We start from the raw sequence: 23,079 nt of genomic DNA, 5'->3' as shown, positions 1-23,079 counted from the left end.
TTCGCACCTGGGAGGCGGTGCAACAGCGCAAAAGAAAACGGCTCCCGAACCGGAGGGTTCGGAACCGCTCAACAACTCAATGACGCAAACATAGCAGCAAATGTGACGAATTTGCCAGTTTTTTCGTTAATCCGTTAATCCGCGCATGCAAACCGCAGGCGCGCCTGTTTGGAGGGTTTTGCACGCTTTGCGTGCACAATTACTTGGTGACCAGCCAGGCCCGGCTCCAGATCCTGTAAATCTGCCAGAAGCTGTTTTCGACGTGGAAGCCGAAAGCAAGTGCTTCCTTTGCCCACTCGCCGTCGCCTCCAGCCGCGCCCCGCAATCGCGTGCTGAAGGGTCTGCCCGGCTCGTTCCATTTGGCATCCTGCTCTTTGACAAATTGTGTCAGCGCCTGCCTCAGTGTCAGCGTTTGGTCGGGTGGAATCTTGTCATCGTCCACCTTGAACAGCGAACGCAATGCGCCGTGCCAAACGAATTTGATCTGGTCCACATAACGGCTCTCGACGGGGTTCGGGGAACTTGCAGCGAAGGCGGCATAATCCTTGGAATCCAGCCTGACCCCCATGGCAGCCAGCGCGGATTCAATCCTGCCGGCATCGGTGGTTTCGAAATAGATCGTTCCGCCACTCGGCTCCTGCAGGGGCGCGTTCAGGATGGGATTGGCCGATGGTTCCTGGGCACCGTAGTACCGGTCCGGCGCGCTGTCGCGCCAGGGAAATGCCACCGTTGGTTCGTCGAGCAGAAAACCCTGCGGGCTGAACACGGTCTCATCGCCCGGCAGGTTCGGATCGTCGTTCTTCTTCCAGTTGACGGCCGATAGATTCAAGCCGCCGGGAAACCCTTCATACATGGATCTTGTCCCGCTGCTTTGCTGCTGCCGCAGTTTCCCTTTTATAGGGCCCAACAGCGCCGTTGTGCACCAGATTTCGCGTTCTCGTCTTTGTTGCTAAACTACGATGCATAACCGGGTGACGGGAAGCCGGATTGTCCGGTTCCGTTCAATGGCGTTGAAACCGGAGCTGAAAAGGATGTCGGATCAGCCAGAAGCCGCGCCGCGCAAAAGCTCCTTCCTGCGGAAGGTGCTCTTTTTCCTTGCGGCGTTCGTCATATCGCTTGGTATCGGTCGCGCATTCGAATATCTGACAACCAAATCGACCTATGATGCGGCGCTTGAGCTCCAGCAGGGCTGGTTCAACTCGGTCAGCACCATGGCGCCGCTTGCGCTTGCCACAAATTATTTCAGCGATGTTCTGGAGCTTGCATCGACAGGACGGGGTCCGGTCATCGAGGTACCGGTGCTGCAACCGGCCACCAGGGAGGACGAGCCCGGTCAATCCACCGGGAAAAGCGGGCACCAATGCAGGTTGCTGCCCGTCGCCGAGCAGACAAAGAAGCAAAGTGTCGCGGAGCCTGTCTCCGACAGTTCGCCAGCAATCAACGCCGACTATTGCCGCAATCTGAGTCTGAGCCGCCGGTCCTGCCTCGATCAACTCGGGTCGCCGACATACGATCAATGCGAGGCCGCGCAACGGGAATTCCAGGAAAAGTTCGAACGGGAATGCGCCGGCTGGGAGGCTGGAATTCAGCGGACATTGGAGCTGCAGGCGGAGCTTCCAATGGTGTCCAGCTCACCACCGTCGAACGACCGCCGCGGCGTCGGCGAAGTGCTCAGCGCACCGCTATTTGCGATCTACTACACGTGGGCCCGGCTGACGGCATCGGGCGGTATCAGCTATTTCTGGGCCATCCTGCAGCTGGGCGCGGGATTGATCGGCTTCCTCGCCCTTTACGGGCCGTTGTTCGGAGACAGGCAAAGGGGCATCTATCTTCCCGAGGGCTTTGGCGGCTGGGCCATCGGCGTTCCGATCGGCACGATTGTCGTGGCCAGCGCAACGGCGATGATCCTCAAATATGCCATGCTGCTGGGCCTCTACCTGTTTTGTCAGGTAACGAGTTTCGCGGCGTTCTGCTGTGGCGCCGCCGGATTGGTCGGCTTCTGCTGGTACTGGGCAACTGAACTGGCGAAACACTCCGTCGGAACGGTGCTGACGCCGAACGATCCCAAACAGTGATCGGCGGCCTGACTTAGGCGGCGAAATAGTCCTGCAGCGGTTTGACCTCGAGATTGCCGGCGGTCAGCGCTGCTATGGCCTTGGAGGCTGACAATGCGCCCGACATTGTCGTGTAATAGGGGATCTTCTGCATCAGGGCAGCGCGGCGCAGCGATTTGGAGTCCGACATCGCCTTGGCGCCTTCCGTGGTATTGATAACCAGCTGGATTTCGCGGTTGCGGATGGCGTCCTCGACATGCGGGCGGCCTTCCAGCACCTTGTTGATGCGCTTCGCCTCGATGCCGTTTTCCTGCAGGAAACGGGCGGTGCCGCTGGTCGCCATGATGCCGAACCCGCTATCCCGCAATGCCCGGGCGGCTGGCAATACGCGCTCCTTGTCATCGTCGCGCACGGAGATGAAAACGGTTCCGTCGCGCGGCAGTTCGACGCCCGCGCCAAGCTGCGATTTGGCGAATGCCAGCGCATAGTCCGTGTCGAGCCCGATGACCTCCCCGGTCGATTTCATCTCTGGGCCGAGCAGCGTGTCGACGCCCGGGAAGCGGGCGAACGGGAAGACGGCTTCCTTGACCGCGATGTGGTGGAGGCGGCGCGGATCGGGTTTGTCGCCATAGGCGGCAATCGCTTCGTCCAGCGTTTCACCGGCCATGATGCGCGCGGCGATCTTGGCGATCGGCGCGCCGATGGTCTTGGCGACGAAGGGCACCGTGCGCGAGGCGCGCGGATTGACCTCCAGCACGTAGATGTCGCCGTCCTTGATGGCGAATTGCACGTTCATCAGCCCGCCGACATTGAGCGCGCGGGCAAGTTCGCTGGTCTGGCGTTCCAGCTCGTCGACCATCTCCGATGTCAGCGAGTGCACCGGAAGCGAGCAGGCGCTGTCGCCGGAGTGGATGCCGGCTTCCTCGATATGCTCCATGATGCCGGACACGAAGACGTTCTCGCCATCGCACAGGCAATCGACATCGACCTCGATGGCGTTGGTCAGATAGCTGTCAAAAAGCAGCGGGTTGGTGCCGAGAAGCGTATTGATCTGTCCGGTCTTGTCGTTCGGATAGCGGGCCTTGATATCCTCGGGAACAAGTTCGGGAACGGTTCCCAGCAGATAGTTGGAGAGCCCGTTCTCTTCACGGATGATCTGCATGGCGCGTCCGCCAAGCACATAGGAGGGGCGCACGACCAGCGGAAAGCCGATCTCGGTGGCGACGAGCCTTGCCTGTTCGACCGAATGGGCGATGCCGTTCTTCGGCTGGCGCAGGTCCAGCTTGATCAGCAGCTTCTGGAAACGGTCGCGGTCTTCGGCAAGATCGATGGCGTCCGGATCCGTGCCCAGAATGGGTATGCCGGCACGACCGAGCGCATTGGCGAGTTTGAGCGGGGTCTGGCCGCCAAACTGCACGATGACGCCGTGCAGCGTGCCGTCCTGCTGTTCCGTGCGCAGGACTTCCAGCACGTCCTCGGCGGTCAGCGGCTCGAAATAGAGTCGGTCCGAGGTGTCGTAGTCGGTCGACACCGTCTCCGGATTGCAGTTGATCATGATGGATTCGTACCCGGCATCGTCGAGCGCGAATGCCGCGTGACAGCAGCAATAGTCGAACTCGATGCCCTGGCCGATCCGGTTCGGCCCGCCGCCGAGGATCACCACTTTCTTCTTGTCGGAGACTTCGGCTTCCGAACGCAAGGCTCCAGCGAAGGGCTCCTCATAGGTCGAGTACATATAGGCGGTCGGCGAGGCGAATTCCGCGGCGCAGGTGTCGATGCGCTTGTAGACAGGGTGCACATCCAGCGTCTGCCGCAATTGCGCGACGTCGCCTTCGCGCTGGCCCGTCAGTCCGGCCAGCCTCGCGTCGGAAAAGCCCATGGATTTGAGCATGCGCAGATTGTCGGCGTCATCGGGAAGCCCGTGTTCGCGGACACGCTCCTCCATGTCGACGATGGCTTTCAACTGGGCAATGAACCAGGGATCGATCTTGCAGCTCGCATAGACCGATTCCGCGCTGGTTCCGAGTCGCAGGGCTTGTGCGACCATGCGCAGGCGGTCCGGTGTCGGTGTGCCGAGTGCCGCCTTGATGGCGTTCTTGTCGTCGCCCTCGCCAAGACCCGGTATATCGATCTCGTCAAGGCCGGTCAAGCCGGTCTCCAGGCCGCGCAGTGCTTTTTGCATGGATTCGGCGAAGGTCCGGCCGATCGCCATCACTTCGCCGACCGATTTCATCGAGGTGGTCAGCAGGGGCTTGGCGCCGGGAAATTTCTCGAAGGCAAAACGCGGGATCTTGGTGACAACATAATCGATGGACGGCTCGAACGAGGCCGGCGTCGCGCCGCCGGTGATGTCGTTTTCCAGCTCGTCCAGCGTGTATCCGACGGCAAGCTTCGCGGCGACCTTGGCGATCGGAAAGCCGGTGGCCTTCGAGGCCAATGCCGAGGAGCGCGAGACGCGCGGGTTCATCTCGATGACGACAAGACGGCCGTCCTCCGGATTGACCGCGAACTGGACGTTTGATCCGCCTGTTTCGACGCCAATCTCACGCAACACCGCGATCGAGGCGTTGCGCATGATCTGATATTCCTTGTCGGTCAGCGTCAGCGCCGGCGCCACGGTGATTGAATCGCCGGTATGAACGCCCATCGGATCGACGTTCTCGATTGAGCAGATGATGATGCAGTTGTCGGCCTTGTCGCGCACGACCTCCATCTCGAACTCTTTCCAGCCAAGGACCGATTCCTCGACCAGCACTTCCGTGGTCGGCGAGGCGTCAAGGCCGGCTTCGACGATCTCGAAATATTCGGAGCGGTTGAAGGCGATGCCGCCGCCCGTGCCGCCGAGCGTGAAGGACGGCCGGATGATCGCCGGCAGGCCGACACGGTCAAGCGCCTGCGCCGCGACGCCGAGCGCGTGAGCGGTGTAGCGCTGCTTGCGGTCGGTCTCGCCGAGTTGCCACTCTGTTTCCAGTGCGTCGAGCGCCGTATCCAGCGCGTCGCCTGAAAACTTCTCCTTGATCTCGTTGCGTTTGGCGTCATGGGCGCGGCGATCCAGCTCCTTGACGTCCGTTGCATTCGCCAGCATGGAGCGCGGCGTCTCGAGACCGATGGCGGCCATGGCCTCGCGGAACAGGGCCCGGTCCTCGGCCTTGTCGATCGCTTCGGGCTTGGCGCCGATCATCTCGACGTCATAGCGCTCGAGTACGCCCATGCGGCGCAGCGACAGCGCCGTGTTCAGCGCGGTCTGGCCGCCCATGGTTGGCAACAGTGCATCCGGGCGTTCCTTGGCGATGATCTTGGCGACGACCTCAGGCGTGATCGGCTCGACATAGGTTGCGTCGGCAAGGCCGGGGTCGGTCATGATGGTGGCAGGGTTGGAGTTGACCAGAATGACCCGGTAGCCTTCCTCCTTCAGCGCCTTGCAGGCCTGGGTGCCGGAGTAGTCGAACTCGCAGGCCTGGCCGATGACGATCGGCCCGGCGCCGATAATGAGGATCGACTTGATATCGGTGCGTTTTGGCATAGCGGCGTTTCCGGCGGGCAGGCATGGCTGATGCTCCTGTAGCGGGCATTCCATGCAGGATTCTGATCAAGGCTAAGGCCGGCTTATAGGACAAAGGCCGGAGCAGGGAAACCCCGCTCGAAGTTGTTTTTCATGCCTTTTCGGCAGTCGTTCACAGGAGCTGCCGATCGGCCGCCGCAGGTCAGGCCTCGGTCGTCAGATCCGACGCATCGTAGCTGTGGACGCCATTGGCAATCGCATAGCAGGCAAGGGCAACGGAAAGGGGAATTTCGACGGCACGGCCGTCCCGCTTGCCCTTCTCGTAATACTGGATGACCCTCTTTTTCAGTCCCAGCGCTTTGGCGGCGTCTTTCTGATTTAACCCCAGTGCCTTACGCCAACGCCTGAAGTCTTCCGGTTTCAATGTTGTAATTCCATCACGATTGTAAGCCAAAACTGCCGCAACCTGCGGCGTTTTATCGTATATTTATGACATACATTCAAATACGCTAGTGGCTGTGCAAGCAACTTGCCGCAAAGGTTAACCGCCAACCGTTCTCAAAATTGCGAGGAGCAGCCCGATGCGATGGAAAGGGCGACGTCAAAGCAGTAACATCGAGGACCGGCGCGGGCGCACCTTCGGTCGGTCGGGAAACGTGCGGCTGCCCGGCGGATCGCGGCGGATTGGCGGCAAATCCGGCGGGGGAATTTCCGCCATCATATTGCTGGTTGTCGGCTATTTTGTCCTGCAATATCTGGGCATCGATCCGGCCATCCTCTTGAGTGAAGGCGGGCTCTCGCCTTCAATCGAACGGGTTGAGCCCTCTGGTGGAGAACAGCTTTCACCGCAGCGGCAGGACGAGATGACCCAGTTCGTGGCAACCGTGCTTGCCGAGACGGAGGACACCTGGGCCATGCTGTTCAGCGCCAGCGGCGTGCGCTACAGCGAGCCGACGCTTGTTCTGTTCGAGGGGCGGGTAAGCTCAGCGTGCGGTCGGGCAAGCTCGGCGACCGGTCCCTTCTACTGCCCCGGCGATCAGAAGATCTATATCGATCTTGCATTCTACAACGAACTTGCCAATCGCTTCGGTGCCGCCGGTGATTTCGCGCAGGCCTATGTCATTGCGCATGAGGTGGGTCACCACGTGCAGAACCTGATCGGTGTGCTGCCGGAATTCAACCGCGTACGCAGGAGCCTGAGCAAGTCCGAGGAAAACCAGATGTCTGTGCGAGTCGAACTTCAGGCGGACTGCTTCGCGGGTATCTGGGCACACCATACGCAGCAGAAAGGCCTGGTGGAAAAGGGCGATATCGAAGAGGCGCTCAATGTCGCGCATCAGGTCGGTGACGATACGATTCAGCTGCGCGCCCGTGGTTACGTGGTGCCCGAGAGCTTCAATCACGGCACATCGGAGCAGCGAACAAATTGGTTCGCGCGCGGGTTCGACAGCGGTCGGACCGCCGATTGCGACACGTTCGACGGAGAGGTGTAGCCTCTACTCGGCGAGGGCTTCCTCGCCGCGCCGCTGGCGAATGAGATTGATGAAACGGCGGAACAGGTAGTGGGAATCCTGCGGGCCGGGTGAGGCCTCGGGGTGATGCTGAACCGAAAAGACCGGCTTGCCCTTGACCTGCAGGCCGCAATTCGACCCGTCGAAGAGGGAGACATGGGTTTCCTCGACATCCGACGGCAGCGAGGCGCTGTCCACGGCGAAGCCATGGTTCATCGACACGATTTCGACCTTGCCGGTCGTGTGGTCCTTCACCGGGTGATTGGCTCCATGATGGCCTTGGTGCATTTTCACCGTGCGGGCGCCGAGCGCCAGCGCCAGTATCTGATGGCCGAGGCAAATCCCGAACAAAGGAATGCCGCTGTCGAGCAGCGAGCGGATGGTTCCGACCGCGTATTTTCCGGTTGCCGCCGGGTCGCCCGGACCATTCGACAGAAAGATGCCGTCGGGATTGAGCGCAAGGATGTCCTCGGCCGTCGCCGATGCGGGAACCACGGTGACGCGGCAGCCGAGACCCGAAAACAGCCGAAGGATGTTGCGCTTGACGCCAAAGTCGACGGCGACGATATGGATGTCTCCTTCGCCGGCATCGTTATGGCCGAAGCCTTCATTCCACACCCAGGGCTTTTCGTCCCATCGCGATGACTGGCCGCTGGTGGTTTCGATCGCCAGGTCGAGGCCGACCAGCCCGTGCCAGGCCTTCGCGCGCTGCTTGAGGGCCTCGATGTCGAATTGTCCGTCCGGCTCGTGGGCAATCACCGCGTTGGGCATGCCGTTCTCGCGGATCCAGACCGTCAGCGCGCGGGTGTCGATGCCGCACATGGCGATGATGCCGCGCGATTTCAGCCATTCATCGAGATGGTCGCTTGCGCGAAAATTGGAAGGGTCCGTGATATCCGCCTTGAAGATGGCTCCCACGGCACCGTTGCGGGCCGCCGGATTGAGGTCCTCGATATCCTCGCCATTTGCGCCGATATTGCCGATATGCGGGAAGGTGAAGGTCACGATCTGACCGGAATAGGACGGATCGGTGAGGATCTCCTGATAGCCCGTCAAAGCCGTGTTGAAACACACCTCGGCTTCGATGGCGCCCGTCGCACCGACGCCTTGACCCTCGATCACGGTTCCGTCGGCAAGCACCAGAAGGGCGGTGGGTTTGGATTTGTTCCAGGCCGGTGTATTGGTCATCGTTTTCTTCTTCTCCGGCCTGCCTCGGCCGCCTATGGGACGCGCACTTGACGAAAGCACCCACCCACACCACTTTAGCGATCGAAAACATCCAGAAATTTGGACCCGGATGCTCAATCTGTATTTGATTGTCCATGCAGATGTGGGAACATAAACGAGGCCCGTTAACGCGTCAATGCAAAGGGTCTCGGGGGTTTCGGATTTTAAAATATAGCAAAATCAAACAGTTATACCGTTGAGTTTTGTTTGCAATGGCGAAGCGAACCGAATATGGTTCGCCGCAAAAATGCAGGAGCAACTGTAATGCGTGAGAAGTTTGCTTCCTCTCTTCGGGAAGCGCTGAAAGCGAAAGATACACGCCGCGTGTCTACGATCAGGCTCATTCAAGCGGCCGTGAAAGATCGTGATATCGCAAACAGGGGAGCCGGCAAGGACCCTGTCAGCGACGACGACATCATGCAGATACTCGGCAAGATGATCAAACAGCGCGAGGAGTCGGCGCAGATCTATGAAGAGGCGGCACGGCTTGAACTGGCCCAACAGGAGCGTGAGGAGGTTGATATCATCCGCACGTTCCTGCCGCAGCAATTGTCCGACGACGATGTGCGCAAGGCCTGTCAGGCAGTGGTCGAGGAAACCGGCGCGAGCGGCCTGCGCGACATGGGCAAATGCATGAATGCGCTCAAGAGCCGATTCGCCGGGCAAATGGATTTCTCAAAGGCCTCCGGTGTCGTGAAGGGCCTTTTGCATCACGAATAGGACCGGCATCGGCTTTCGGGCGTCCACCCCGGAAGCGCTGCAATATGGAAAGCCACCTTTCCGCACCGTCGGTGACCGCTGACGGTGCGGAATTGATTCGCTGCAACCGTGTCGCGAAACTTCCGTGCGATCAACGAATTACCCGTTCGTTTTCAGTGTGTTTTCCGGCTAATTACCACGCGTGATTGAAAATAATCTGCCGCAGGGCATTTTTCCTGCAATTGCGACGCACAATCGCTTGCTCCATGATGCGGAATGTGATCCGTGGGTGCTTGTTGGTCGTATGAAAACGGGCGGTACGACATGATGGAAAATGGTGTGTGAAGTGGGAAGTTGGCTTGGGCGAATGATGAGTGAGGCCAACAAGCGGCACAGGCCGCGATTGAAAAGAAGAATTGTGCGGTAGGCTGACGTCTAGAAAAAATGTCCTCTGAAATGTTGACCGATGATATCCACGCGGATGTCAGCGCGCTGAATACCTCTTTTGATGTTTTCAAGTTTCTTCGCAAAACGACGGAGGGCTTCGGGCTGCGCTATTTCTCGGTACTGGCGCTTCCGGGCGATGCGTCCGGAAGCTTTACAAGCCACAGTATCATCAACAACTGGCCGCCGGACATGATCAAGACCTATGACAGGCTTGACGTGATCAATCTGAGTTCCGTGGCTTCAGCAATCAGGCGCCAGGTGACCCCTGTGGTGTGGCATATCGACGATGTGCTGACCGATGACATATCGGAAGCATTGGCCGCGGCCATGAAGGCGTTCCGGGAAAAGGGGTTCGTACGGGGCGTCAATTTCCCCGTGCACGATTTCCGCAGCCTGCGCGGTTCCGTCGGATTTGCCGGCGACCGGCCGCCGCTCGAAAACCGCGAACTGCTTGAGCTGAGCATGATCAGCATCCATATCTTCGACCGGCTCAGCCGACTGACCCATCACGGGGAAGACGAGGCGTCTCCGCTTTCCGACCGGGAACTGGAGTGCCTGCGCTGGACGGCGGCGGGCAAGACCAGCAGCGAGATATCAACGATCCTGTCGCTGTCTGAACACACGGTCAATCACTACCTCATCAGTGCGACGAAGAAGCTCGACGCGGTCAACCGGACACAGGCGGTGGCAAAATCCATCCGCAAGGGATGGATTTAGATTCGGTTTTCCCGTTCCGGGTATTGCGGACTGTGAATAGCGGGTATGGCAGGATGGGCGGATAGTGCGGCCGGCGAGTACGCGCTATAACCCGGTTGCGCCGATTCCGACGATTGGATCGGTGCCGGGCATATCTTGCGGCAATGACCAGGTGGCTCGCCGACGGTTCGTCGAGCGGTGCCGGAGCACAGATTGATGCGGTTTGACAGTGCATTTCTTGACGAGCTTCGCGATCGCGTTCCGATATCGGACGTCATCGGCAAACGTGTTGCGTGGGACAAGCGCAAAACCAATGTGTCGCGCGGTGACTGGTGGGCCTGTTGCCCGTTCCATGGCGAAAAGACACCGAGTTTTCATTGTGAGGATCGCAAGGGGCGGTATCATTGTTTCGGCTGCGGTGTATCCGGCGATCACTTCCGTTTCCTGACGGAGCTCGACGGGCTCTCGTTTCCCGAGGCTGTCCGCTATGTCGCCGATATGGCCGGGGTTGCTTTGCCCGCTCCCGATCCAAGGGCGGCGCAACGGGAAAAGGAGCGTGCGACGCTGATCGACGTTCTGGAGATGGCCACGCGTTTCTTCCAGGACCGGCTGCAGGCGTCTGATGGCGCGAAGGCACGCGCCTATCTGCGCGATCGCGGCCTTTCAGGACGAACCATCGAGACCTTTCGTCTCGGCTACGCGCCGGACGGGCGAAACATCCTCAAGGAGTTTCTGGCCTCCAAGGGCGCCGAGAAACAGCAGATCGAAGCCTGCGGCCTGGTCGTCCATGGCCCCGATATCGCCGTTTCCTACGACCGTTTCCGCGACCGGATCATGTTTCCGATTCTGAGCGCGCGTGAGCGGGTGATCGCTTATGGCGGGCGGGCCATGTCGGCGGACATACCGGCCAAATACATCAATTCCAATGAGACGGAGCTCTTTCACAAGGGCCGGGTGCTCTACAATCTGGCCCGGGCGCGGCGTGCCGTGCAAGGCGCGGATGGAGCCGGTACGGTCGTCGCCGTCGAAGGCTATATGGATGTGATCGCGCTGCACCAGGCCGGGATCGAGAATGCCGTCGCGCCGCTCGGAACGGCGCTGACGGAAGATCAGCTCGAACTGCTGTGGCGCGCGACCCCGGAACCCGTTCTGTGTTTCGACGGCGATGATGCCGGAACGCGCGCCGCCTACCGCGCCGTCGATCTCGCGCTTGCCGGGCTGCGCCCCGGCCGCTCCGTGCGCTTTGCACTGCTTCCACAGGGTAAGGACCCGGACGATCTGGTGCGCGAGGAAGGCCGTGCGCCCTTCGATGCGGTGCTCAAGGCGGCTCGGCCGCTTGCCGACATGGTGTGGATGCGTGAGACCGCATCGGGCGTCTTCGACACGCCCGAGAAGAGAGCCGCGCTGGAGGCGGCGTTTGGCAAGGTGACGGCGGTGATTGGCGATGAAACGGTGCGCAGGCATTATGCGCAGGATATGCGTGACCGGCTCGCCGCGTTTCTCGACAGCAACCGGCCAACGGGCGGCACTTACGGAAAGGGTGGCGGTTTTCAGGGCGGCGACCGCCGGAGGCAGGCTGCCGGCCGCGGGGCGAAGGCGGATCGCCGCATCGCGATGACCAATCTGCTTGCGCGCTCGACAATGGTGCGCGGTCAGTCGGAGCTTCCGACTCCGCGGGAAAGCATGCTGGCGCTGACCGTGATCAATCATCCGGAACTGCTGATTGCCGAGTTCGACGAAGTCAGTGCTATCGAGTTCGAGAACCGGCAACTCGCCATCCTCCTTGAGCAGTTGCTTGATCTTTGTGCCGGCGGTGCCAGTCCAGACCGCGAGGCGGCGCTGCAGCATCTGAGCGGCGGCGGTCATGAGGATTTCATCGCGCGGCTCAAGCAGCAGATCCGATACACGCGGGACTGGACCGCCTCGGAGGAAGCGGCGTTCGAGGATGCGCGGGAAGGCTTCATCCAGGCGCTGGCGCTCTACAAGCGCGGCCGCGCCCTCAAGCAGCAGAAAAACGAGTTGGAGCGCGATATCGCCGAGGCGACCGAGAGCGGCGACGGCGAGGCCGTGCCGAAGCTGATGCAGTCCCTGCAATCGGTGCAGATGGAATATAACAGGCTGGAACGGCAGGAGGCGATCGTCGAAGGATTCGGCGTTCTTTCCGGACGTGTGCGGGGCGCGGCCGGCAAATAGAATTGGCCGTCGCGGCGGCCCTTGCAATGATTGCTTTGGCCCCTAAATATCCTGCCAGGCAGAATGCGGACAGGCGCTACGGGCTTGCTCCTGAAATAAGATGAAACTGCCACGATCGATCCAGCCGCGGGTGCGCATGCTTTCCGGGCTGTCGTTTTTGCTTCCGCCGGCAAGGCGATGTGTGCGGTCAAATGCCGTGTTTTTTGGTGAATTTGCCCCAAAAAACCGGTTTTTTGCCCCTCCGAGCTTGACGGATGGAAAAATTAACGGAATCACCTTGAGTGGCGAGAAGTTTCATTGGTCAAGCAATTAGGGATGTTGTCCACTGGCGCAGATAAAGCGGGTCGGGTGAGGCAGGCGTGGCTCATGAGCAGGATGAAGTCACCACCCATGGTTAATCGGGAATTAAACATCACTCCTATACTCGGTTCATAACTGATTCGGATAGGGCGGTTGAGACGGCATTGCCTGGTTCAACCCGCATATTGGTGATGTGCTAAGGAAAGTGACGGGATATATGGCAACCAAAGTCAAGGAAAACGAAGACGCCGAGGCAGAACGCGAAACAACCGGCGACGGACCGCTCCTCGACCTTTCGGACAATGCTGTCAAGAAAATGATCAAGGCCGCCAAGAAACGCGGCTATGTCACGATGGACGCGCTGAATGCCGTCCTTCCCTCCGAAGAAGTAACGTCCGAACAGATCGAAGACACGATGGCCATGCTGTCCGACATGGGCATCAATGTTGTCGAGGAAGAAGAGGAAGCCGAGGAAGCCGCCGCATCCGGCGAGGGCGAATCCACGGGGACCGAGGTCGCGACGACCGGCGGCACTGCTGTCGCAACGACGCGCAAGAAGGAGCCGACGGACCGCACGGACGATCCGGTGCGCATGTATCTGCGCGAGATGGGTTCGGTCGAACTGCTTTCGCGCGAGGGCGAAATCGCCATCGCCAAGCGCATCGAGGCCGGCCGCGAGACGATGATCGCGGGCCTGTGCGAAAGCCCGCTAACCTTCCAGGCCATCATCATCTGGCGTGACGAACTGAACGAAGGCGAGACGCTGCTTCGCGAGATCATCGATCTGGAGACCACCTATTCGGGTCCGGAAGCGAAGGCCGCTCCGCAATTCCAGTCGCCCGAGAAGATCGAAGCCGACCGCAAGGCGGCGGAAGAAAAGGAAAAGGCGAAGAAAGCAAGGGCTGCCGACGACATCACCGATGTCGGTGGTGAGGGCGTCAGCACCGAAGAAGATGACGACGAGGATGATGACGAGTCCAACCTGTCGCTGGCGGCCATGGAAGCCGAACTGCGGCCGCAGGTCATGGAGACCTTCGACGTCATCGCCGATACCTACAAGAAGCTGCGCAAGCTGCAGGACCAGCAGGTCGAGGCGCGCCTTGCCGCGACCGGCACGCTGTCGCCAGCGCAGGAGCGCCGCTACAAGCAGCTCAAGGAAGACCTGATCACGGCCGTCAAGTCGCTGGCGCTCAACCAGAACCGCATCGATGCGCTTGTCGAGCAGCTCTACGACATCAACAAGCGGTTGGTGCAGAATGAGGGCCGGCTGCTGCGGCTGGCCGAATCCCACGGCGTCAAGCGCGAGGATTTCCTGCAGCAGTACCAGGGCGCCGAGCTCGATCCGAACTGGATGAAATCGATCTCCAATCTCACCGCCAAGGGCTGGAAGGAATTCTCGAAGGTCGAGAAGGAAACCATCAAGGCGATCCGCGGCGAGATCCAGAATCTGGCGACCGAAACCGGCATCTCGATCTCCGAATTCCGCCGCATCGTCCACATGGTGCAGAAGGGCGAGCGCGAAGCGCGCGTCGCCAAGAAGGAAATGGTCGAGGCGAACCTTCGCCTGGTGATTTCGATCGCCAAGAAATACACCAATCGCGGCCTGCAGTTCCTTGATCTCATCCAGGAAGGCAATATCGGCCTGATGAAGGCGGTGGACAAATTCGAATATCGCCGCGGCTACAAGTTCTCAACCTACGCCACTTGGTGGATCCGCCAGGCGATCACCCGCTCGATCGCCGACCAGGCCCGCACCATCCGCATTCCGGTCCACATGATCGAGACGATCAACAAGATCGTGCGGACCTCACGCCAGATGCTGCACGAGATCGGCCGCGAGCCGACGCCGGAAGAGCTGTCTGAAAAACTCGCCATGCCGTTGGAAAAGGTGCGCAAGGTCCTGAAGATCGCCAAGGAGCCGATCAGCCTCGAAACCCCGGTGGGCGACGAGGAGGATTCGCATCTCGGCGATTTCATCGAGGACAAGAACGCCATCCTGCCGATCGACGCGGCGATCCAGGCAAACCTGCGTGAAACGACAACACGGGTGCTCGCGTCACTCACGCCGCGCGAGGAGCGTGTCCTGCGCATGCGCTTCGGCATCGGCATGAACACCGACCACACGCTGGAGGAAGTCGGCCAGCAGTTCTCGGTGACCCGCGAACGTATCCGCCAGATCGAGGCCAAGGCGCTGCGCAAACTCAAGCATCCGAGCCGCTCGCGCAAGCTGCGCAGCTTCCTCGACAGCTAAAGACAAGGCGGCCTGCGGGGCCGCCTTTTTGTTTGACCGTGCAGAGCGAAATCACAATCCGGACCGAAGGGCAGGGGCTCTACGAGTTCACGCGCGAGGCCGCGCGCTTTGTCACCGATGCCGGCATCGATACCGGTGTCCTGACCATCTTCGTGCGCCACACATCCTGCTCGATGGTCATCCAGGAGAACGCCGATCCGGATGTGCAGCGCGATCTTGATGAGTTCTTCGCCCGCATCGTGCCGGAGAACATGGGCTGGCTGCGGCACACGAGCGAGGGGCCGGATGACATGCCGGCGCATATCAAGGCGGCGCTCACGCAAGTGAGCCTGTCGATCCCGGTCGCCGGATCGGCCATGCTGCTCGGCACCTGGCAGGGCATCTATCTCTTCGAGCACCGGCGAAGGCCGCACAGCCGCAAGGTCGTCTTCCACATTTCTAGATAGGACCGACGCGAAAGCCGCAAGGATGTCGCGATGGGAACGTTGCGGCCGGCATTTCGCAGATGTGCTTCCCGGCTCCGTCTCGGTGCATGCCTGCACACCGTTTGAAGCCGCGTTGTTCGGTCGCTACGAAGATTTTCAAATGATCGTCCCGGGACATTTTCAGAAGAAACCTCTTACCGGTTTCAACTCATGAAGATCGCGTGGGGTGTCGTCGTCCAAGCCGAGTTGCTTGCGGGAGACATGAATGGTGGCGTGAATTTTCATCATTTCGCCGTTCATGCTAGTCCGTGCTTTTTCCTCCAACTGAGCTTTTTTTTGAGTGCCCGATACGTGCTAGTAGATTGCAACCGCAAGGCAAGTGAGGATAAGGCCCGATGAACAAGGTGAATAACGTTCTTGCGATAGCGTACTTCACCACTTCGCTTATCGCCGGCATTTTTTTGGGTGCTTCGTTTCCAACCTCCTTTGGTGAGGTGGGAGGGTGGTTGTACAACTGGCAACCGCTGCTTGCCGGGAGTCTGGCAATATTCGTGGCATTTATAACAATTCTGCAAATGCGAAAATCTGATGAATTGACGGAGGACCGGCACCGAGAACTTATAAATCTTAATCTTAGGTCTGATGCCTTGAAAGTCGAACGAGCCTGCTATCCTTCGATGAAAGATGCAGAGTCCCTTCTGGTCAGGCTGGAAGTTGTAACGTTGGAGATTAGTCGGTTTATCGACGCCGGTCTGTCGCCAAACGGTAGTTCCAAAAAAATCAATGCAGAACTCATGTCTGTCGCAAACGACATCGAGGAATTTGTTGGTAGGCGTCAACTGAAAGATGTTCAGAACATGCTGGATGGAGCTGGTTATCGGGCGCTTGACGAGGTCAAGTCTGATGCTAAGACACTGAAAACGTGCGACCTGAATAGATATTCTGAGCAAGTTGCTGGCCTTCCGGTTCCCAATGTGCAGATGTGGATGAATGAGAATGAGTCCGCCATGTCCGAATCACTAGGTGGACTCAAGGCGGGCCTCACGTTCTTGATCGTTTCTCTTCAATTTCTTGAAGAAGCCTATGCAGGCGTTCATACGCATCCGAAAATCATGTCCCATGATTAGATCTTCACCAGATCGATGGTGATGGTTCGCACGGGTCCTGTTGGGTCTTTTTCTTATAGAACCGGCACGAAGGCCGCATGGATGTCGCGATGGGAACGTCGCGGCCGGCGGTTCGCCGCTATCCTTGCCCGTCACGTGCGAGGATCGGGCGACGATGACGGAACAGCGTAACAGCGAAGGCCGGCCGCTGGCGGGTGTCAGGGTGATCGATTTCGGCCAATATATGGCCGGACCCGCCGCGGCCATGATGCTCGCCGATCTCGGCGCCGAAGTCATTCATGTCGACCCGCCGGGCGGGCCGCGGTGGCAATCTCCGGCCGCCGCCATGCTCAATCGCGGCAAGAGCTGTGTCGCGCTTGACCTGAAATCCGGAACGGGTCTTGCCGAAGCGCGGCGGCTGATCGCATCGGCTGACGTGGTGATCGAGAACTTCCGGCCGGGCGTCATGGCGCGGTTCGGGCTCGATGCCGACACGATCGACCGTTCCGATCTCATATACCTGTCGCTGCCGGGTTTTGCGTCCACCGATCCGCAGCGTGCCGGCATCCGCGCCTGGGAGGCGGTGATCGCGGCTGCGTGCGGCCAATATTCCGACATGGGCCTCAACCGCGTCCTGATGGGGATCGAACCCAGTTTCTCGCCCCTGCCGCTCGCTTCCGCCTATGCCTCGGTGCTGGGCGCGGCATCCGTCGTGCTGGCGCTTTGCCGGCGCGAGAAAGGCGGCGGCGGGGATGTCATCGAAGTGCCATTGGCTTCGGCCCTGATGGAGGGGCTTGCCTACAATTCGCAGCAGGTCGAGGACTATCCGGACCGCTACAAGTCGAACCGCGAGAAAGAGATCGAGCGGCGGCGGGCCGAGGGCCTGCCAATGGACGCGACCTATGGGCAATTGCAGGAGCTGCTCGACCCGTTCTACCGCAACTATATGTGCGCCGACGGGCGGCAGATCTATGTGGTCAGCGCCTCCCACTCGGTGCATCCCGAGCGTGTCCTGAAGATTCTCGGCCTTTGGGACCGGCTGGTCGCGGAAGGCCTGCCGCGTCACTATGCCTATGACGATGTCGCCGATTGGCCGGGCGAGGACGGCTGCTCACTGTCGAGCTATCCGTTGTCGCAGGCCTGGGCGGACCGCGTCTCGTCGCTGATGAAGGAAGCGTTCCTTGCCCGGCCGTCCTTTGAATGGGAGACGATCTTCGGCGAAAACGGTGCGCCGGCGGCCGCGCAGCGCACGACACAGGAATGGTTGAGCGCCGAACATCCGCAAAAGGCGCGCCTGCTGATCGATGTCGACGATCCGGACTATGGACCTATGCGGCAGCTCGGCAATCTCGCCTGGCTTGCAGGCGACGCGGAAACAGCATCGAAAAAGGCCCCGCGCCGCCTTGCCGAGCCGGAGCAGATCGCCGCCGAGCCGAAACCGGAGCCGGCGGCCGCACCGGCCGGTGGCGGCTGGCTGGACGGTATCAGGATCCTCGACCTCACCAATGTCATTGCCGGGCCGACCATTGCGTCGACACTGGCGCGCTTCGGCGCGGAGGTCATTTCCGTCGATCCCGTGACGCCGACCATGGACCCCTGGAATGGGATCATCTTCGGCATGCAGGCCGGGCGCGGCAAACAGAGCCTGCTGATGGATCTGAAATCCGAAAAGGGCCGGCAGGCGCTGGACCGCCTTATCGGCTGGGCCGATATCGTCACCGTCAATGCGACGGACAGACAGCTCGCCCGCCTCGGCCTTGACCCGGATCGTCTGCAGGCAGCCCATCCGGGCGTGATTCTTTGCCAACTCGACTGTTACGGCGGGTCGATGCGCGGGCCGCACAGCGATTTTCCGGGCTATGACGATCTTGCCCAGGCGGTGACCGGTGTCATGGCGCGCTTCGGCGGATCGCTCGACACGCCGGAGGAGCATGCGCATTTCGGCACGATCGATGTACTCGGCGGTTTCTGCGGTGCGCTGGCCGCCGCCGCCGCGCTCTTTCAGCGGGCGCGAACGGGCAGGGGCGATGTGGCCCGCGCCTCGCTCTGCGCCGCCGGCCAGCTTATCCAGGCGCCCTTCATGTTCGATTTTGAAGGCCGTCCGCCATTCGATGAGCCGAGCGGTCGCACGATCAAGGGTGCGGGGCCGCTTTACCGCGCCTACCTTGCTGAAGATGGCTGGTTTTTCCTTGCAGCGTTCGTGGACGACATCGAGGCGCTGGCAATCGTCGACGGGCTGGGTGCAATCCGCTCGGCTTCGCCGCAGATGCGCGCGGCCACGTTGGAAGAGATCTTCGCGGGCCGGCCCGTGGCGCACTGGATCGGTCAGCTCCGAAAGGCCGATATCGGCTGCCATGCCCTCGACAAGATGCATGCGGTGCGCGATGCGCATCTGGCCCGTGAGAGCGCCGGGCCCGCCGATCTGAAATCAGGCACTTTCGGCTTCATCCGCCACGACCGGCATCCGAGCGGGCGGTGGGTGGATCTCGTCGCGCCCAACGCGATCCGCCCGCAAAGAGCCGCGATCACGGTGCCGGGGCCGATGCCGAAGCCGGGCGTCGACGGGCACGCGATCCTCTCCGGTCTCGGTTACAGCGGCGATGAAATCGATGCGATGATCAAAGAGGGTGTTGTTGCGCGGCAATGGTGCGATAAATATCTGCCCGAATGACAGATACACACAGGTTCCGATGACGTCCTTGCCGATCCTCTACAGTTTCCGCCGCTGCCCCTATGCGATGCGCGCCCGGCTGGCGCTGCGCAGCAGCGGCACGGCGGTCGAATTGCGCGAGGTGGTGCTGCGCGACAAGGCGCCCGAATTCCTCGAAGCCTCGCCGTCGGCGACCGTGCCGGCCCTGGTGGAACCCGATGGAGGCGTTATCGATGAGAGCCTCGACATCATGCTGTGGGCGCTTGAACGGAACGATCCGGAAGGCTGGCTTTCCCCGGAAACCGGATCGCTCGATGACATGCTGGCGCTGATCGAACACATGGACGGGCCGTTCAAGCAGAGCCTCGACCGCTACAAATACGATACGCGCCATCCCGACCACGACCGGCTGGAAGAGCGTGGAAAGGCGGCGGCAGAACTCATCGCGTTCGAAGAACGTCTCGCCGAGACGGGCTGGCTGTTCGGTAGCCGCCCAAGCCTCGCCGACTTTGCGATCCTGCCCTTCGTGCGCCAGTTCGCCAACGCCGACCGCGCCTGGTTCGACGGCGAGGACTGGCTGGCGCTGAAGGCCTGGCTGGGAGATTTCGAGCGGTCGGACCGCTTTGCCGCGATCATGGACAAATATCCGAAATGGCAGGCGGGCGATCCGGTGACGGTGTTCGGGGATGAAATCGCCGCGCTGCAGTCATCCTGAGTCGATTGAACAACACCAAATAATTGTTGTTTGCAGCTGACTTTTCAATAAAAAATTGTGCGCAGATATTAGTGCTGCATATACTTGTCTGCATCACTTCAGTTCAACGAAAGAGAGCAGGTCCCTTAAAATGAGCAGGACATCTGGAGCTAAGTTTCAGATAATACCGGAAAACACGTATATACAAATCATATTGATTGTGCTGTTTATCTATTTGTTTTTCCGCCATTTCCTTTTCATATTGATGTTTTTCGACATTGTTCTCGGTTGGCTTCGAGGGTTCAAATGGTTTCCGGGCCCTGGTCGGCGAATGAAAACCTTTGTTCATTGGCTGATAGCAGTATTCATGTTTGGAGGTTTGCTGATCGTCTCCAATTTGGTTGGCTGGATTCGATTTGTGCCAGTTCACGCAGGCCAATAGTGAGGCCTGCCCGTTTGGCCGTATCTGTTCTCAATTTTGCCGAAAGCAACATTGTCGCAAAGTCAATGAGAAGTAGCGCAACGCCGACTAGAATTTACCCGTCGCGCTGTTAGATGCAGATGCATGCAAACGAAATCGAAGGGGCGATCTGTGCCGCAAGAAGCGACCGAAAAGCTGATCCGATCCTATCTCGACGCCTTCAACGCGAGCGACAACGAAGCGATGCTGGCGCTGCTTTCAGAGGATGTTGTTCACGACATCAACCAGGGCGGCCGCGAGATCGGGCGGGAGAAATTCCGCTGGTTCAACGCGATGATGAGCGAACATTACTCGGAGACACTCGGCGATATCGCCGTGATGGTTTCGGCGGACGGCACGCGCGCGGCGGCTGAATTCACCGTGCACGGCACATATCTGAAAACCGCCGATGGCCTGCCGAAGGCGAACGGCCAGCGCTACAGCCTGCCGGCCGGCATCTTCTTCGAAGTCGATGACGGGCTGATCGCGCGCGTGACCACATACTACAATCTGAGCGACTGGATCGCACAGGTGGAAAAAGATGGCTGAGATCACCTTCCGCACCCTGACGGGCGAAGCGCTGGAAGCGGCGCTTGACGATCTGGCGGGCCTGCGCATCACGGTCTTTCACGAATGGCCTTATCTCTATGAGGGCGACCGCGATTACGAGCGCAGATATCTTTCCAAGTTCGCCGCCTCCAAGGGCGCTGTCATCATCGGCGCCTATGACGGTGACCGTCTCGTCGGGGCGGCAACGGCGGCGCCGCTTGCCGATCATTTCGACGATTTCGCCGAACCCTTCGAGAAGAAGGGGCTGAGGGCGGATGATTTCTTCTATTTCGGCGAATCGGTGCTGCTGCCCGACTATCGCGGGCGCGGCATCGGCGTGCGCTTTTTCGAGGAGCGCGAAAAGGCGGCGCGCGCGGAAGGCTTCAACCGCATCGTCTTTTGCGGCGTGATCCGGCCCGAGGACCACCCGATGCGCCCGGCGGACTACGTGCCGCTCGACCGGTTCTGGCGGAACCGCGGCTATGAAAAGATGGACGGCGTTGTCTGCGATTTCCCCTGGCGCGATATCGGCGACGAGGAAGAGACCCGCAAGCCCATGCAGTTCTGGACCCGCACGCTGCCGGATGGCGCGTGAGTTGAGAAAATCTGCTCACAAGCATGAACTGGCACCGGCTCCAGCGATGGCGGAACATTGACGGCTTTCAATGGCCTTTCAAGAAAAATACTCTTTTAAGTATCTGAAAATATTTAATATTTAAGAATAATTGCTCTCATGAACGCCAGATGAACGGCCGGTTACGGCGGCGTTCAGGCTCACATTACTAAAGTTTAATCATCGCAAACACAGCGATCGACAAAACCGATGGAATGGAGAGCACAATGTTCGCAAATATCGCCAAAGCCGCCGCGCTGACAGCGCTGATCGCTGTCGGAGCCAACACCGCCACCCCGAGCAACGCCGAAGCCGGCAACATCGATTTCGGCATCTATTTCGGAACGCCCGGCTACGGACCCGGACCTTACTGGGGCCCCGCACCGCGCCCGCACCGCGGCATCTGCAAGCCGCGCCGCGCCGTCAACAAAGCCTGGCGCATGGGTGTGAAGAACCCGCGCATCGTGCGCCGCAACCCGAAGCGCGTTGTCGTGCGCGGCTGGCGCCACGGCTACAAGACCAAGATCGTCTTCGCCAACCGCCGTCACTGCCCGGTGATTGCATACCGGTAAGCCTGTTCCGCTGGCAGTCGCCCACCCACCAGCCAGCGGCTATCCCCGGCACCGGCCTGCAGGAACAGGCCACCGCCGGGGATTTTTTGTTTCTACTGATCGATCTCGAAACTGACATTCACATTGACGCGATAGGCGTTCTCGCCCGATGCGACCGGCACGGCGGCGTCCGAACTTGCCTTCAGCGCCATCTCGGCGCGCGCCACGGGCATCGGCTGCGGTCGGAACTGCTGCTCGCTGATCTCGGTGATGCGGCCGAGCGCCGCGCCGCCGGCCTCGACCAGCGTGGTCGCCTTGGAGACGGCATCCTTCATGGCCGCAGTGCGCGCTTCGGTGATCGCCGCCGACGGATCGTCATTGGTGAACATGATCTGGCCGCCTTGGTTGACGCCGAGGCTCACCGACTTGTCGAGAATGGCGCCGAGCTTGTCGAGATCGCGGATGCGCACGGTCAGCGTGTTCATCACACGGTAGCCGGTGATGACCGGTTCCGTCGGCTCGTTGTTCTTGCGGTCGGGATAGAAATATTGCGGATCGATGGAAAAGCCGGAGGTCTGCAGGTCGCGTTCCTCGATCCCGTCGGCGCGCATGGCGGCAAGCACGGCGGCCATTGCCGAATTGTTGGCGTCGAGCGCGCTGCGCGCGGTTTTCTCCTGGCGCATGACGGTCAGCGTCATCACCGCCATGTCGGGCACGAGGCGGGCCGTTCCCTCGCCGGTGACCGAGACGATGCCGGGTTTCGGTGCATCGGAATCGCTGGCTGCCGCCGGCAGGGGCAGGACGGCAAGAGCCAGGATGAGGGCAGGGGCGAAGGCAAGGCTGCGGCGCGAAATCATTGGAAACCTCGAAATAAGAGTGGTCGGGCGGCTCAGTCTTATGAAGCCATTGCGGCAATGTCTTGTCGCGGCTGTGATAATGGTTTAAGCGGGTCCGGTTCGCGCAAACCCGCCAGTGGTTTGCGCCGGGTGGGGCCTGTAGCTCAATTGGTTAGAGCCGGCGGCTCATAACCGCTTGGTTGGGGGTTCGAGTCCCTCCGGGCCCACCATTTTTTGCTGTGTCCGACCCGGAGACATAGGTAACGGTTTGTACCGGAGACATGGGTTACAACCTCGTGCCGAACGGGTTGTCGA

18 protein-coding genes and 1 tRNA gene are annotated in these 23,079 nt (G+C 60.3%); 14 read left to right on the top strand and 5 right to left on the bottom strand.

Features of this window, described 5'->3' with window-relative positions:
* Positions 1–199: 199 nt before the first annotated feature.
* Positions 200–853 (bottom strand): hypothetical protein, encoded by a 654-nt coding sequence (locus OOZ53_RS18120; RefSeq protein WP_271091104.1) that lies wholly within the window; start codon positions 851–853, stop codon positions 200–202.
* A 178-nt stretch (positions 854–1,031) separates the two neighbouring features.
* Between OOZ53_RS18120 and OOZ53_RS18115 the strand changes: the two genes are divergently transcribed.
* Entirely contained in the window at positions 1,032–2,075 is a 1,044-nt protein-coding gene (locus OOZ53_RS18115) for a hypothetical protein (RefSeq protein ID WP_271091103.1), read from the top strand.
* A 13-nt stretch (positions 2,076–2,088) separates the two neighbouring features.
* Here OOZ53_RS18115 and carB read toward each other — a convergent pair whose 3' ends face one another.
* The gene (gene carB / locus OOZ53_RS18110) at positions 2,089–5,577 is read right to left on the bottom strand and encodes a carbamoyl-phosphate synthase large subunit (RefSeq protein ID WP_271091102.1); all 3,489 of its coding nucleotides are present in this window, start codon (positions 5,575–5,577) and stop codon (positions 2,089–2,091) included.
* Positions 5,578–5,758: 181 nt separating this feature from the next.
* Entirely contained in the window at positions 5,759–5,980 is a 222-nt protein-coding gene (locus OOZ53_RS18105) for a helix-turn-helix domain-containing protein (protein WP_271091101.1), read from the bottom strand.
* Between the two features lie 157 nt (positions 5,981–6,137).
* Here OOZ53_RS18105 and ypfJ point away from each other — a divergent pair, with 157 nt between their 5' ends.
* Complete coding sequence (gene ypfJ / locus OOZ53_RS18100; RefSeq protein WP_271091100.1) at positions 6,138–7,049, top strand: KPN_02809 family neutral zinc metallopeptidase; 912 nt, start codon at positions 6,138–6,140, stop codon at positions 7,047–7,049.
* Between the two features lie 3 nt (positions 7,050–7,052).
* Here ypfJ and carA read toward each other — a convergent pair whose 3' ends face one another.
* On the bottom strand, positions 7,053–8,255 hold the full coding sequence (gene carA, locus OOZ53_RS18095; protein WP_271091099.1) for a glutamine-hydrolyzing carbamoyl-phosphate synthase small subunit: 1,203 nt from the start codon (positions 8,253–8,255) through the stop codon (positions 7,053–7,055).
* A 303-nt stretch (positions 8,256–8,558) separates the two neighbouring features.
* Here carA and OOZ53_RS18090 point away from each other — a divergent pair, with 303 nt between their 5' ends.
* From OOZ53_RS18090 to OOZ53_RS18040, 11 genes are all read left to right on the top strand, one after another.
* Complete coding sequence (locus OOZ53_RS18090; protein ID WP_271091251.1) at positions 8,559–9,014, top strand: GatB/YqeY domain-containing protein; 456 nt, start codon at positions 8,559–8,561, stop codon at positions 9,012–9,014.
* Positions 9,015–9,449: 435 nt separating this feature from the next.
* Complete coding sequence (locus tag OOZ53_RS18085; protein WP_271091098.1) at positions 9,450–10,157, top strand: helix-turn-helix transcriptional regulator; 708 nt, start codon at positions 9,450–9,452, stop codon at positions 10,155–10,157.
* Between the two features lie 195 nt (positions 10,158–10,352).
* Positions 10,353–12,329: a DNA primase gene (gene dnaG / locus OOZ53_RS18080; RefSeq protein WP_271091097.1), complete on the top strand. Its 1,977-nt coding sequence runs from the start codon at positions 10,353–10,355 to the stop codon at positions 12,327–12,329.
* Between the two features lie 517 nt (positions 12,330–12,846).
* The gene (gene rpoD, locus OOZ53_RS18075) at positions 12,847–14,880 is read left to right on the top strand and encodes an RNA polymerase sigma factor RpoD (RefSeq protein ID WP_271091096.1); all 2,034 of its coding nucleotides are present in this window, start codon (positions 12,847–12,849) and stop codon (positions 14,878–14,880) included.
* 32 nt (positions 14,881–14,912) lie between these two features.
* The gene (locus tag OOZ53_RS18070) at positions 14,913–15,326 is read left to right on the top strand and encodes a secondary thiamine-phosphate synthase enzyme YjbQ (RefSeq protein WP_271091095.1); all 414 of its coding nucleotides are present in this window, start codon (positions 14,913–14,915) and stop codon (positions 15,324–15,326) included.
* Positions 15,327–15,700: 374 nt separating this feature from the next.
* Complete coding sequence (locus OOZ53_RS18065; protein ID WP_271091094.1) at positions 15,701–16,432, top strand: hypothetical protein; 732 nt, start codon at positions 15,701–15,703, stop codon at positions 16,430–16,432.
* Positions 16,433–16,586: 154 nt separating this feature from the next.
* Entirely contained in the window at positions 16,587–19,082 is a 2,496-nt protein-coding gene (locus tag OOZ53_RS18060) for a CoA transferase (RefSeq protein ID WP_271091093.1), read from the top strand.
* 19 nt (positions 19,083–19,101) lie between these two features.
* Positions 19,102–19,776: a glutathione S-transferase gene (locus OOZ53_RS18055; RefSeq protein WP_271091092.1), complete on the top strand. Its 675-nt coding sequence runs from the start codon at positions 19,102–19,104 to the stop codon at positions 19,774–19,776.
* Positions 19,777–20,320: 544 nt separating this feature from the next.
* The gene (locus OOZ53_RS18050; RefSeq protein WP_271091091.1) at positions 20,321–20,764 is read left to right on the top strand and encodes a ketosteroid isomerase-related protein; all 444 of its coding nucleotides are present in this window, start codon (positions 20,321–20,323) and stop codon (positions 20,762–20,764) included.
* Positions 20,757–21,359, top strand: coding sequence for a GNAT family N-acetyltransferase (locus tag OOZ53_RS18045; RefSeq protein ID WP_271091090.1), 603 nt, complete (start codon positions 20,757–20,759; stop codon positions 21,357–21,359). The genes OOZ53_RS18050 and OOZ53_RS18045 overlap by 8 nt, the downstream gene beginning before the upstream one ends.
* Positions 21,360–21,604: 245 nt before the next feature.
* Entirely contained in the window at positions 21,605–21,949 is a 345-nt protein-coding gene (locus OOZ53_RS18040) for a hypothetical protein (RefSeq protein ID WP_271091089.1), read from the top strand.
* Positions 21,950–22,041: 92 nt separating this feature from the next.
* Here OOZ53_RS18040 and OOZ53_RS18035 read toward each other — a convergent pair whose 3' ends face one another.
* Positions 22,042–22,785 (bottom strand): SIMPL domain-containing protein, encoded by a 744-nt coding sequence (locus OOZ53_RS18035; RefSeq protein WP_271091088.1) that lies wholly within the window; start codon positions 22,783–22,785, stop codon positions 22,042–22,044.
* Between the two features lie 132 nt (positions 22,786–22,917).
* Here OOZ53_RS18035 and OOZ53_RS18030 point away from each other — a divergent pair.
* Positions 22,918–22,994: transfer RNA gene (locus OOZ53_RS18030), tRNA-Ile, on the top strand.
* Positions 22,995–23,079: the final 85 nt, after the last annotated feature.

Source organism: Allohoeflea poritis (assembly GCF_027889715.1).
Classification (GTDB): domain Bacteria; phylum Pseudomonadota; class Alphaproteobacteria; order Rhizobiales; family Rhizobiaceae; genus Hoeflea_A; species Hoeflea_A poritis.
The sequence above is the reverse complement of the archived record's forward strand: the minus strand, read 5'-3'. Positions and strand labels throughout refer to the sequence as shown.